We start from the raw sequence: 12445 nt of genomic DNA on the forward strand, positions 1-12445 counted from the left end.
TTTAATAAAGTTGAAATTTTATTAATGGTTGCCCCATCTAGGTCATTCAAAGCAAACTTATTCATTGCTGCTTTTAAGGTTTTTTATTTTGTTCTTTCTATATTATTTTCAGATATCACTTTTTCGCTTGAATACATTATAAAAACATATTATAAACTATTTCTAACCAAATAATTGGTTTTTTGGAACTTTATAATGAACAACAATATTATAATTTTTGGTTATGGAACAGGTATTTCCAAAGCCGTAGCACATAAGTTTGGTAAAGAAGGCTATAAAATCGGTTTAGTGGCACGTAATACTGAAAAACTCGAAAAAGCCATTTTAGAACTTAAAACACAAGGTATTGAAGCTTACACTTTTACATGTGATTTAGCAGTTCTGGAAGATATACCAAACCTAGTTAAACGTATTAAAGATCAATTAGGAGAGATTAAAAATATTCATTGGAATGCTTTCCATGATATTGAAGGTAATATCTTAAAAACTCCTCCACTAGAACTTACCAAAAGCTTTCATATTCGTGTTTCAAGCTATATTGCGACGGTACAAGCTTGCTTAGGCGATTTAGAAAAGAACCACGGTAGCATTTTATCGACAAACGGAATTTTTGCTTTCGATGCCGTAGGCATCGATTTAGTTGCCAAAGAATATTCATCATTAGCGACTACGGCTGCCGCTCAATACAAAGCCACCAACTTGCTTGCTCATAGTCTCGCTGACTCAAATGTTTACGTGAGCCAAGTGATTGTAAATGGTTTTGTAGATGGAACTCCTGAAGCGAAAGATAAGACCTACACAGTACATCCAGAAACCGTTGCGGAGCAGTTCTGGTACTTACACCAGCATAAACAAGAAACTGTCTCTCTTTGTGGTGAAGCCATTCAAGCTGCTTAAATAATGTCTTATGAGAGAAGGAGCATAATTTATTACGCTCCTTCTACTTTTTTTAAAATTTATAATTTTTTAATTATTTTCATACTCTGAAAGATCAATTTTGTATTTTTTTAAATAAAATAGAGCGTACGGAGTCATTTATACTTTCATCATGTTTAATGATTAAATAAATATCTTTCTTAGTTAAAGGAATTTCTTTTAGTAAATCAGGCAAGTCCTTCGACCTTATAGCACTGACTTCACTAGGTTGCTTTAAAATATCAGGATCTTGTTCTTCGAAATTAAAATCCATACCTTGCAAATTAAAGTAAACCATAACTCTTCTATTTAACGAGTCACTGTCATCATATAGAACAGTTCCTGCAGGGAGGATTGTATATGGTGAATAGTTATCAAAATTTGATGCTATTCGTAAAGGTTTCTCTAGAACATGAATTTCGGGTGTTTTTGTACGATTCCAGAAGTAATAATTTAATAACGACTGAACGATGAAAAGTAAAATGAGTATGGTAATTAATAAATTCTTTTTCATATCTAGTTCTTATTAAAAATATCTTTTATTCTTTAACTATAAGTTCATAGGTCTTATCCAAATTCCCATCACCACTAGCATAAAAACCAGCATATATATAAATCTTAAAAGTTCCCTTATATTTTGGAACTCCAGAAATTTTTAAATTGTTATAAGCATCCGCTTCATATTGGTCTATTGGCTCAATAGAGATATTCATATCACTTGGAAAATTATCTTTTACTTCAAAAGACTGTGGTATCACTCTTCCACCAGTAATTTTTAATATCTGATTATATTCTTTGCCAATATGTGCTATCGGAAGCTTATTTGGTTCAATATTATAATCCTTACTACAGCCACAAAGACTCAAAGTTAAAAATATTACAGCCAATTTATTAAATTTCATTAGAAAGACTCTCTTTTTACTATTAACGCAGTGAACTGTGTTCACTGTAAGACCTGTGATATTAAAGACCCATCTCAAAACATAACATGGGTAACACCTGAAGGCAGCGGTGGTCCAAACTACCCGAATATGTAAATAAATAAAACCCGCTTTAGCGGGTTTATTACATTTCTAGTTCTCAACTTAATAAATTACAGATTAACTTTAGCACCAACAACTTGATTTTATTCAAAATTAGCATTCGTCAACTTTGCTTTATTTGATTGATAAGCATCATTTGAGTAATTTTTCCTTAATTCAATTCTGCATTCAGTATCAATTTTTGCTTTTTTAATATCGACTGAACAATCATCATTTTTACATATTTCGACATGTGCTATATATTTATATAATTGATTATTAATTTCTTCTGAATCTAAGTCTACTCCACCTCTTACCATAAACTGATTTTCCAAACAATTTAGCTTAGAAATCGGAAATGCATTTTTTTCAGAAATTTCTTTTAAAGAAGAAGAGCTTGTAACAAAACCTTGGTATTTTTTTCTCCACTATACATAGATTGGAAATATTTAAATTTTCCAAAATTAATATCGGTAGATTGAGAACCTATGTTTTTAGAAGTACAACCAAATAATAAAAATATCCATACACATAATAAAAACTTCATTTTATTTGAACCTTTTTTAATTCGGCTTGCAATATTTGCTCTGATGATTTAGAAAAGAATCATGGCAGTATTTTATCGCCAAACGGAATTTTTGCTTTCGATGCACTGGGCATCGACTTGGTTGCTAAAGAATATTCATCCTTAGCAACTACCGCTGCCGCTCAATATAAAACCACCAACTTACTTGCTCATAGTCTTGCTGACTCAAATGTTTACGTGAGCCAAGTCATTGTAAATGGTTTTGTAGATGGAACTCCTGAAGCCAAAGATAAGACTTACACAGTACATCCGGAAACAGTTGCTGAGCAGTTCTAGTACCTACACCAACATAAACAAGAAACGGGTTCTCTTTGTGGAGAAGCCATTCAAGCTGTTTAAACTATTTCTGATGAGAGAAGAAGTGTAATCAATTATGCTTCTTCTCATTTTTAAATTTATGCTTATATACCGCAAAATTATTTAATTATTTTTCTTCCCATATAATTGGAAATTTTTCTGATTTAGAGACATTACCAATCATTGCAGAGAAAATGGCTTGGCATTCTAAATTAATTTTTTTAACTGAACTGATATCTATAGGTTCACAGCTTCTATTATCATTATTTGCGCAGAACTTCACAGATACCTCAATTTGGTTACTCTCAAATCTATTGATATCCGCATCTAATGTTTGCTGATGATCAATCATATTTTCACAAATAAACTTTTTTGATGATGATTCTTTTATTTTATTTAAAACTCCCTTATCTTCAATTTTCATAGCAAAGTTTAATTTTTCATTACTTTTCATAATATGATCTATTGTGAAGTTTGAAACTTTTTCACTACATCCACTTAAAAAAATTAGACCTAATAGGTAAAGAAATTTTTTCATTTAAAACTCTATTGGAAACTGGATTTTCTTATAGATTCTTTTGATATTAAAATATTATCTGCTACAACTTTACTACTTTGTAGTAAGCCCCCAAAAACTACTCTACAAGACATATTGTTAGTTAATAATTTTTCCAATTGATTCTTATCGATACATACATTCATTGATTCATCTTCGCAAACTTTGAAGTACCCAGATGAAGTATATTTTCCATTTTTTAACTTCTCTCCCTCGACTGAGATAGCTCCTGTCACAAAGTAATTTTTAATTTTATCGCACTTAAAATGTGAATATTTATAATTATTCTCTTGATAAATCTTATTTAAATCATCATTTGTTTCTAAATTAAATTTAAAAATATCACCACTCATACCATCCAGACGTGAGTAAGTTAAACTCTTAATATCTGCATTATTGTTAGATGCTTTCTCATTATTTATAAAAGGATTACATGCTGACAATGTTATAGAAAGCAATGTTAATAAAAAATATTTCATTTTATTCTACTCAACTCTTTTGACAAAATATCCTGCACACTTAAATTATTAACAATTTTCTCTTGCATCATCAATCTGAAATCTGCATGGCTATACCTTGTTACATAGTAATAGGAACTATTACTAGAGGGATAACTACTCCATTGCCCACCTAAATCTGCAATCAAATCATTGTTCCACTCATAACTTTTAGGGTCACAACTTATACTAATCCAAAGATTAAATACTGGCTTTGGTCTACTATAATAGATACTAGTTCTAGACCCCAAACCAATTTTAGATAATATTTCTCCCACTGGATCGATAGTTATCAGCACGTTAACCTTACAAATATTATTCTTATGCAATATTTCAGCTAATCCAGCTGCATTCCAACCACCTAAACTATGACCAACAATATTTACTTGTGTTTGAGGATAGGTTTTTAAAAATGTTTTTATATCATTGAAAGCATTTAATTTTTTATCCTTATTTGTATTTACTGTTAATTCTCTTGTATCAGATACATATGCCTCTTCATACCCATAATATTTAACAAATGCATTTTTACTATTGCCTTTTATAATTGCAAAATAATTATTAACATAATTCCCTACAAAATATGTTGGACCAATAGGCCTAAAATCACCCCATCCTACTGGAACATCTCCGGGTGTAAATACATACTTATCAGCAGCCCCTCCAATGAAGATTGTTAAACTATGAGTATAAGTTGTTAACTTAACTGGAATTACTGGCGGCACATTACTTACTTTTCCATGTGCTTTTTTTAACAATTCAGTCGCTTGTTTTTTTATATCTTTATTGGCATCTATTACATTACCCATTTCAATTCACCACATGTATTTTATATTGCTTATTCGGCTCTTCTGTTTCCAACTTAACCAAGCCTGTTCTATCTAACTTACCGCGCTCAATTTCTTTATCATGTTCATCAAAAATAATATATTCCGTGCCAGGTTTTAGTTTATTTCCTTGTTTATCCATTACATCGAACCATAAACCATATTTTTGCTTTCCTTGTTCGGGTAGATACGGTAATGAACTATTCACACTCCCGCCCCCCATAAACACATGCTGCCCAGCCTTCACCTCAAACTTACCGCCTGTGGTCATAAAAATGCCCGAACCAGTAATTTTGACTTGAGAGCCGCCTGCGGTGAGCACAATTTCTTTGGCTGCTGTCGCCTCAATTTTGTCTTCTGCTGAAATAATCTGAACAGCTTTACGGGCAATTAAATCTGCTCCATCACCTTGTGCTTGTATCTCAACTTTGCCTTTGCCTGCATATAGTCTTGCCCCTTCTTGAGCCGCAAAAAGGCTAATTTTATTTTGGGCATGCGCGATTAAATTCTTTTGGGTAGACAGATTAATGCTGTCTCCAGCAGTTTGGTTGAGCTGCCCATCTGCACTTAAGTGAATGTCTTCATTACTCGCGACCGCAATACTATTTGGGCTTGCCAGTAGCATGATCGCCTCTTTAAACGTTTTGGCTTTTGCGTTGTCTTGCTGCTCAAGTTTTTCAATAAACGACTTTAGGTTTTCTAAATTTTCTAAAGGGTCAGTTTGCTGATTTTTAGCAACTTCACTGAGCGCTTTGGCATTGCTAAGACCACCTTCTATTTGTTGCTTGGCCTCATTTGCATCAAGGTGTACACCTTGAGCTTGGTCCTGTTTATGGGTACTAACGAGTAAGCCACTGCCTGCTCGAACTGCACCCCACTGGTCTGTTCTAAGTTCGAAACCTTCACCTCGGCCATCACTTTCCGCCTTGTCTTTTGGATGGCTTAAGTTACCCAAGTTGAGCTGGCTTGCTGCATGGCTGCTTTGTAGCTGGGCACTGATTTGGCCTGTGGTGTCATCAAAACGTAGCTGATTAAAGCCTTTACCGTCGACTTCTTCGGAGCGGATGCCGCTAAGTTTTTTAGTGTCAGGTAACTGGCCTTTCTGGTCGAACTGGGTCGGGTGACGTTCGGCTTCGTGAATACGGCCCACCACAAACGGGCGGTCAATGTTGCCATCAAAAAAGTCGATCACCACGATCTCACCGACACGTGGCAAGAAGCGTGCGCCATAACCTGCGCCCGCCCACGGGGTCAGCACATCAACCCAAGCCGAGTCGGTGTCATTGTCGTTACTTCCTGCTCCACCGTCATGACTATGGTCATCAGTTCGGGTAAATAGGAAACGGACTTTAATGCGTCCCCACTGGTCAACATGAATGCTTTCGCCCTCTAACCCAACTACTCTAGCGCGCTGCGGGTAAGCGGCTGGTCGGTGTTCTAGCGGGCTATATTCAGGCACAGCTTTAACATTACGTCGAACCACATTGAGCTCAGCAAAGTGGCGCTGCTCTGGGTTTTGTGTGTCGAGTTGGGTAGCTTTGAGCTTGTCTTTTGGTAATAGGCGCTCAAGTTGCTGTTGTAATTCTTTCGGTAAATTATTCTGGTTATAGTAGTGTTTGCTTAAGATTAAGAACTCTTTATCAGCACTGTCATGTTGGTCGAGTTCAGGGTGGTCATTGAGTTCAAACCAGTAACCCACCTGTGCATCACGGACGTTACCAGCAACGGTAAATTGTTTAGAACTCAAGTGATGGTAAGCATTAATGTGCTGGTTAAGCTGTTCAATCTGGCTATTGCCTGAAGCTGTGGCTTGGTCTTCACCTTTTAAGTCCTGCATCCACGCTGGGCTGACATGCCATGCATCTTCAAGGTTTAGACTGGCATTGTCATAATGTTCGCTGTGTTTCTGCGTGCCTTGTACGCTGCCACTGCCTTCTTCTTGTTGCAAGGCATCGGCTTGCCAGCGTTGCACATGAACAGAAGTTGGTTGTAAGCGGCGCTCTGCCTTGACTTGGGTAATGGTGTCGAACTGTTCTGTGGCGCTGCTGCGTTGGTAACGTAGGCTACGGCGCTCAAGGGCTTGATAATTTTGGTTATCATCAATTAAGCGGAGTACTTGTGGCTGAATGGAAGCATTGGGGTCAGCTACAAAAAGTTGCGATTCGTCGACTAGCCAGTTAATGCCCTCGCTACGCCACAGACGGGTTAAAAAGTCATAATCGCTTTCGTTTGATTGCATCACAAATGGACGCACATCGTAGTCTTTCGTTAAGCCTGCTGTGTCGAGCGTTAAACTTGAGGCAAACAGCGGGCTTTTGCCCTGCCATTCTTTAAATAAAATTTCGCTAATATCGCGCACGCTTTTGTTCATAAACACGCGGCTGTTGCGACGTTTATGCCAGAGTGCAGTTGGGTCTTTTAAGGTGAGATTATAAATGGTAAGTGAGCCATCGCTTTGCCCTTGGCTTGCTTCGGTAATAATGCCTGTTGTTCTAAAGAACTGACCTGTGTCCGTCACCTGATCAACAGCAACCTGACAGCCAATAAATTGTTTTAATGCAATATGCGCGTTTGTCGACAGACACAGTAACTCAGCAACGCTACCTTGGTTGAGCGTATGCTCGCCTTCAATGCGTTGTAAGAAGACTTGCTGATTTAAAGACTGATTTGAGAATTGGATATGAACAGCGCGATTTTGTGAAACAAGGCCTAAACGCTCCAATATACTCGACACACTCATCTGCATTTTTATTATCAATCAAACTTATATTTAGGCCGCATTTTAATTAAAAAAAGACTAACCTGTCTATCTATACTCATTTTCAAAATGTAACTAGTCTCAATATGCGGTTTTACGTTAATTTGTTATTAAATGGGTATTTAAACCATAAAATTTACTCATTTTAAAGTGCTATAAATCACCCAAAGATATTTAATATTTTTCTTTTATATTCAAATGGATATTAAAGAAAACAAATACACAAATTAATAGAATTTAGGATAAGTCATGAAAATAAAAAACTCTGCTTTCTATATATTTATGGTGATTTTCTCGCTTCATTCCCCAGCATTTGCTGAACCGAGTGTGGCCGATATTCAATATCGTGCAGAACAAAGGCAAGCTGTTGCTCAATATCATCTGGGCATGATGCTTTTAAGCGGCGAACAAGGCGTTGTTAAAAATTATGAACAAGCGTTTAAATGGCTAACTGCGGCTGACCAAAATGGAAGCGTGGGGGCAAAATATAGTTTAGGAATGATGTATTACACAGGCACGGGTGTTGAAAAAGATGCCAAGCGCGCTTTTGATTATTTTAGTAAGGCTGCGGCCAAAGGTCATGCTAAAGCGCAATACAACTTAGGGGTGTTATATGACAGAGGCGAAGGAACTGCACAAAATTATGTGCAGGCGTTTGAGTGGTTTAGTCGTGCTGCCGAGCAAGGCTATCCACCTGCAGAATACAATTTAGCTCAGCTATATAAAAAAGGTCACGGCGTCACCCAAAGTGATGAGCAGGCGCTGAAGTGGTACACCAAAGCGGCCGAGCATGACGAAAGCGATGCCCAGTACAACTTGGCCCAAATGTATTTAAATGGCGAAGGCACGCCGAAAAACCTCCAATTGGCAAAGAAATGGTTTCAGCAAGCGGCCAATACAGGCGATGTAGATGCGAAAGAAATACTTAAAAGTTTAGAATAAAGTATTAAAACTTAATATTTATCTAGCTCTAATAACTCACTAATTTCTTCACCATACACCCATTTATTTAAAATACCTTCCGAACTTTCTAGGCCTACAATATCGAGAAAACTTTCAAATGTCGTTGCCACTTGTTCTCGATCTTCTGTATCAAGCTTATCAGGATCGATTTGGCTGATTCCATGAGCAAGAACATGTAAAAGTTCTGCCTTAGTTGGCTCATTCTTTTGCTGATAGAGAGTAATAAAAGCTTGTGCAGCATCCGCTACTTTTTGATTCAAACTCATACGTAATGCAGGATTTTGAACACCTGTATATAGCTGCCCATCTCCAGCAAAATGATCTTGAGTTTTAAACTTTTCTAATTGTTGAATAACAATAGAGTTTGAATTTCGAATACTCATTTCTGTTTTATTCTCAGTTTTTTGGGCACAACCAACTTGTGAACTTAAGACAGCCATGACTAAAACCAAAAGCTTTTTCATAATTTTATTACTTTTATATCTTTCTGCATCCAATATAAACTAAATTAATTATGATTTTCCACATCTATGAAATTTTATTTTATTATTTATTTTTTCTAATTAAATTTAAACATTAACTCCATTATTTTAAAAATACATTTAGATTTATTATTAAATTAAAAATATTTTAAATATTAAATTGACGTAATTAAAATCACCAATTATTATCTCGTTGCTGGCCTACATTGCCAGTCGGTTTTGACAGACCGTTGATCCACGGCGGGTTATAGTACAATCTATAAGTCGTTAGACCCTTGCGTCCCCTTTTCTTTGCGGTAGGACGGATGGGGGACGCCCCGTGCGTGCTGGTTCCATGGATCCCAGTCTGTCAACCCCCTTTCGTTCTACCACCATAAATTAATTCGCGGTAATCTGGTGGTAGGACTCCATAAATTATAAGGAGTTGACCATGACACTTTTCAAACTTATTCCCTCTCTAATTTAATCATTTTATTTATTTAAAATTTAGGTTTTTTATTGCCTAGTTTTTAAATTTATAAATTATTTTTATTTTAAAAATTTAGTTATTTTATTTTCCTATATATATGGGAGGATTAATTATTACCTAAAAATTATTTAAATCCTTAAAACTAATTATATTTTTATTCTACTCATAGATATAAATCATTATGAGAATAATATGACAATTTATAAACCTATTTTGGCTTTAAGTTTCGTTCTAGGTAGCTATGGTTTTTCAGTTTGCAAAGTCCTGTTCTCCCACAGAACTTTGCCCCTACTTTCTTTAGCATCATGCAGCGGTGTGACAAAAGTAGTATCGGTTAAGCATTTGGCTTAGCTCCTCTATCTCTGTGTTGCAATGTTTTATTACTTTAAATCAGCGCAAAAGATTAAAGTCTGTTGTGGCACAGAGGCCTAAAGTTGTTTGATTAGTTGAGCTGGTATTTAGATTTAATAAATTCAAATAATTCTTTGAAAAGAGGATGCCATTCTTCTGTTGTAGAACTTAAGAAAGGATGCCAGAAAAAATCGAAAGTTAATCCATTATCATCTTCACAAAAATGTGACCATTTATCTTTTAAAGTCTCATGTGTACTACACACAAAAACATGCCAATCAGGCCCAGCCTCTGAAGGAATATGTTTACCTAGGTATGAATGAATTTGAGCACTCTTTATTCCAGATTCTTCATAAAGCTCACGCAAAGCGGCGTGTTCTAACTGTTCTTGATGCTCCACGGTGCCTTTAACGATTTGAATTCCTGCTAACGGATGTCTAAATACTAAAATCTCCAAGTTATTATTAATTTTCCTGAATACCACAGGAACCACTTTTTCTATTAAGGTCATGATCATTTTCTTCTTTAAATTTAATTACATATTATAGAGCTTAGTTAGAGTTCTAATACGTTATTGTTGATGTAAATCCAAATCCACATAAAGCAATTAACTTCTTTGTACGCTTTAACCTACAAACTTTTAGGGATTTTGCGGATTGGCGACACCCTTCTTTTTTCCTATGATGAGTTCATACAGGAACAGGATGTTCCGGAACACAAAACAACAATAATAGGTTCATGCACTAGGAGCGTGAGATACGACAGGAGTCATATCTAGCAACCAAATACGAAAAAGCTCGACAGGATGTCGGGCTTTTTTTATATCTGGCTATTGAGACAAAATTTAGAGTCTGAAAATTTCAGGCAGACTATCTGCAAGAATATTAGGAATGTTGTTTGGATAAACAATCTCATCAGTTTGGCTCAGTTCATCAAACGTCCACCAACGGCTTTTACTAATCACAAGCTTTTCATGTTCTGACCAGTTTGCTGTATTCATTTCTTCATTTTTAATAAAAACAATAAAGAGTCTTTCTTCAGAAATCACAACTTCCGCACTCGGCAACATCATTTCAAAATTGCGTGTTGCAACATGCGTGTCTACATTTTGTCGTACTACGCCTAACTCTTCATAAAGCTCTCGGCAAGCTGCTTGCTCGAAGGTTTCCCCTTCTTCAAGCCCTCCACCTACGGTTGCCCAATATGATTGTCCAGCCAAAGCATCATTTGTATGGGTAAACTGAAATAACAAAATTTGATGATTTTCATTAAGAACTAATAGTCTTGAAGATTTTCTAATACGCATTTGATTTTTTTCTTAAAGTAACAAGGTGGCTATTATTCATATTCACTTTGAAAAGTTAAATCATTTCTGAATGTACGTTTTAACCTACAAACTTTTAGGGATTTTGCGGATTGGCGACACCCTACTTTTTCCCTAATATGAACTCATACAGGAACAGGATGTTCCAGAACATAAAACAACAATAATAGGTTCATGCACTAGGAGCGTGAGATACGACAGGAGTCATATCTAGTACCCAAATACGAAAAAGCTCGACAGGATGTCGGGCTTTTTTTATGATCTTTTAAAAGTGATATTTACACTCACCTATAGCGGGCTATGCGCCTGTTCTTGCTTCTTCTTCTGTATCCAACGGACTGCCCAAATAACAGCAATCAGCACCACTATTGCAACAAGCGCAGGGACTAACAAAGCCGAAACCGAAAGTAAGATTGCTCCAATCCACTCCCCTGTAGCAACAACAAAATTCCCTAAGCCGCCTGTGGTTGCAGTTGAAACACCACGTGCAGCAACCGTACTCATTTGCACCACACCTGCCGTACCACCGCCCACAATAATCGCTGCTGCCCAACCGGCGAACTGTGACATTTCACCACTACTGACTGCCATGGTCGTTAACGTACCCGCAATCATGGCCGCAGGAGTCGCGACCGTGTCTAAAGCATTATCGACCCACGGAATATAATAAGCGGCAACTTCACAGACTGTTGCCACAGCTAAAGCCAAGCAAACCGATGGCATGGCTAACCACTCAAAACCTTTCGATGGCTCAAACCATCCCATCATTGTTGCAATGCTCATGACCAATAGTGGCACAAACACGCGAAAACCGCAGGCAGCGCTCAGGCCCACGCCAATACATAAACCTAATATAGTTTCCATAACGGTTTCCTTTTTCATGCCCATCGCGGGTCTTGTTATGTAAGTCTTATTTTAAACTAACAAAAAGCCCCATCGGGTGACAGGGCTTTTTGTTAAATGCGAACGCAAATATTATTTTATTCTTAACGTTTAAACTCAGTGCAATAGCATTTAGTGCATGGTGGTAAACGATCTGTATTAATTTCTAAAAACACTCTCTGGCCACATTGAGCGCAGAAATAGAAGCCTGTTCCGGGTTTTTCGCCAGCTGTTACCATGATTGCATTCCTATAATCGTATAGATATTAAACAGGAATATAACCCAGTTAGAGTGATTGTCAATTGTCCATTTCGCCGAATGATGATGGCATAAATGCAAAAAATGTTATTTGTACGATATATCTTACAAACTTTTAGGGATTTAGCGGATTGGCGACACCCTGCTTTTTTCCTATGATGGGTTCATACAGGAACAGGATGTTCCAGAACACAAAACAACAATAATAGGTTCATGCACTAGGAGCGTGAGATACGACAGGAGTCATATCTAGCAAC

12 protein-coding genes and 5 pseudogenes are annotated in these 12445 nt (G+C 36.7%); 5 read left to right on the plus strand and 12 right to left on the minus strand.

The window, feature by feature from the left end; translation table 11 throughout:
• Window positions 1–195: 195 nt before the first annotated feature.
• On the plus strand, window positions 196–897 hold the full coding sequence (locus F968_RS18280) for an SDR family NAD(P)-dependent oxidoreductase (protein WP_004795397.1): 702 nt from the start codon (window positions 196–198) through the stop codon (window positions 895–897).
• 69 nt (window positions 898–966) lie between these two features.
• On the opposite strand, the pseudogene F968_RS18285 reads toward F968_RS18280, so the two are convergent.
• Both F968_RS18285 and F968_RS18290 read right to left on the minus strand, forming a co-directional pair.
• Window positions 967–1429: pseudogene (locus tag F968_RS18285) on the minus strand (hypothetical protein).
• A gap of 25 nt (window positions 1430–1454) precedes the next feature.
• Complete coding sequence (locus tag F968_RS18290; RefSeq protein WP_004795400.1) at window positions 1455–1817, minus strand: hypothetical protein; 363 nt, start codon at window positions 1815–1817, stop codon at window positions 1455–1457.
• A 15-nt stretch (window positions 1818–1832) separates the two neighbouring features.
• On the opposite strand from F968_RS18290, the pseudogene F968_RS20055 reads away from it, so the two are divergent.
• Window positions 1833–1952 (plus strand): annotated as a pseudogene (locus tag F968_RS20055) (4Fe-4S dicluster domain-containing protein); the annotation flags it as partial.
• Window positions 1953–2041: 89 nt separating this feature from the next.
• On the opposite strand, the gene F968_RS20715 reads toward F968_RS20055, so the two are convergent.
• Entirely contained in the window at window positions 2042–2272 is a 231-nt protein-coding gene (locus F968_RS20715) for a hypothetical protein (RefSeq protein WP_228128908.1), read from the minus strand.
• Window positions 2273–2520: 248 nt separating this feature from the next.
• Between F968_RS20715 and F968_RS18300 the strand changes: the two are divergent.
• A pseudogene (locus F968_RS18300) lies at window positions 2521–2799 on the plus strand (short-chain dehydrogenase); the annotation flags it as partial.
• Between the two features lie 148 nt (window positions 2800–2947).
• On the opposite strand, the gene F968_RS18305 reads toward F968_RS18300, so the two are convergent.
• The 4 genes from F968_RS18305 to F968_RS18320 are packed head-to-tail and all read right to left on the minus strand — an operon-like array spanning window position 2948 to window position 7446.
• The gene (locus tag F968_RS18305; RefSeq protein ID WP_004795406.1) at window positions 2948–3358 is read right to left on the minus strand and encodes a hypothetical protein; all 411 of its coding nucleotides are present in this window, start codon (window positions 3356–3358) and stop codon (window positions 2948–2950) included.
• Window positions 3359–3366: 8 nt separating this feature from the next.
• Entirely contained in the window at window positions 3367–3855 is a 489-nt protein-coding gene (locus F968_RS18310; protein ID WP_004795408.1) for a hypothetical protein, read from the minus strand.
• Window positions 3852–4682 carry a lipase family protein gene (locus F968_RS18315; protein ID WP_004795410.1) on the minus strand — a complete coding sequence of 277 codons (831 nt, stop codon included), beginning with the start codon at window positions 4680–4682 and terminating at the stop codon, window positions 3852–3854. The genes F968_RS18310 and F968_RS18315 overlap by 4 nt, the downstream gene beginning before the upstream one ends.
• A gap of 1 nt (window position 4683) precedes the next feature.
• A complete protein-coding gene (locus tag F968_RS18320; protein WP_004795412.1) occupies window positions 4684–7446 on the minus strand; it encodes a type VI secretion system Vgr family protein in 2763 nt (920 codons plus the stop codon).
• Window positions 7447–7707: 261 nt separating this feature from the next.
• Here F968_RS18320 and F968_RS18325 point away from each other — a divergent pair, with 261 nt between their 5' ends.
• Window positions 7708–8400, plus strand: coding sequence for a tetratricopeptide repeat protein (locus tag F968_RS18325; protein WP_004795414.1), 693 nt, complete (start codon window positions 7708–7710; stop codon window positions 8398–8400).
• Window positions 8401–8411: 11 nt separating this feature from the next.
• Here F968_RS18325 and F968_RS18330 read toward each other — a convergent pair whose 3' ends face one another.
• Window positions 8412–8885: a DUF4844 domain-containing protein gene (locus F968_RS18330; RefSeq protein ID WP_004795416.1), complete on the minus strand. Its 474-nt coding sequence runs from the start codon at window positions 8883–8885 to the stop codon at window positions 8412–8414.
• Window positions 8886–9623: 738 nt separating this feature from the next.
• Between F968_RS18330 and F968_RS20840 the strand changes: the two are divergent.
• A pseudogene (locus F968_RS20840) lies at window positions 9624–9710 on the plus strand (hypothetical protein); the annotation flags it as partial.
• Between the two features lie 104 nt (window positions 9711–9814).
• On the opposite strand, the gene F968_RS18335 reads toward F968_RS20840, so the two are convergent.
• The 4 genes and pseudogenes from F968_RS18335 to F968_RS20490 all read right to left on the minus strand — a co-directional run bounded on the left by F968_RS18335 (window position 9815) and on the right by F968_RS20490 (window position 12168).
• Entirely contained in the window at window positions 9815–10234 is a 420-nt protein-coding gene (locus F968_RS18335; protein ID WP_004795417.1) for an NUDIX hydrolase, read from the minus strand.
• A 333-nt stretch (window positions 10235–10567) separates the two neighbouring features.
• Window positions 10568–11069, minus strand: a pseudogene (locus F968_RS18340) (NUDIX hydrolase).
• Between the two features lie 266 nt (window positions 11070–11335).
• Window positions 11336–11911 carry a DUF4126 domain-containing protein gene (locus F968_RS18345; RefSeq protein WP_004795421.1) on the minus strand — a complete coding sequence of 192 codons (576 nt, stop codon included), beginning with the start codon at window positions 11909–11911 and terminating at the stop codon, window positions 11336–11338.
• A 122-nt stretch (window positions 11912–12033) separates the two neighbouring features.
• On the minus strand, window positions 12034–12168 hold the full coding sequence (locus F968_RS20490; protein WP_004640417.1) for a zinc ribbon-containing protein: 135 nt from the start codon (window positions 12166–12168) through the stop codon (window positions 12034–12036).
• Between the last annotated feature and the right edge of the window lie 277 nt (window positions 12169–12445).

Origin of the sequence: Acinetobacter sp. NIPH 817 (genome assembly GCF_000368405.1) — a bacterium.
Lineage (GTDB): Bacteria > Pseudomonadota > Gammaproteobacteria > Pseudomonadales > Moraxellaceae > Acinetobacter.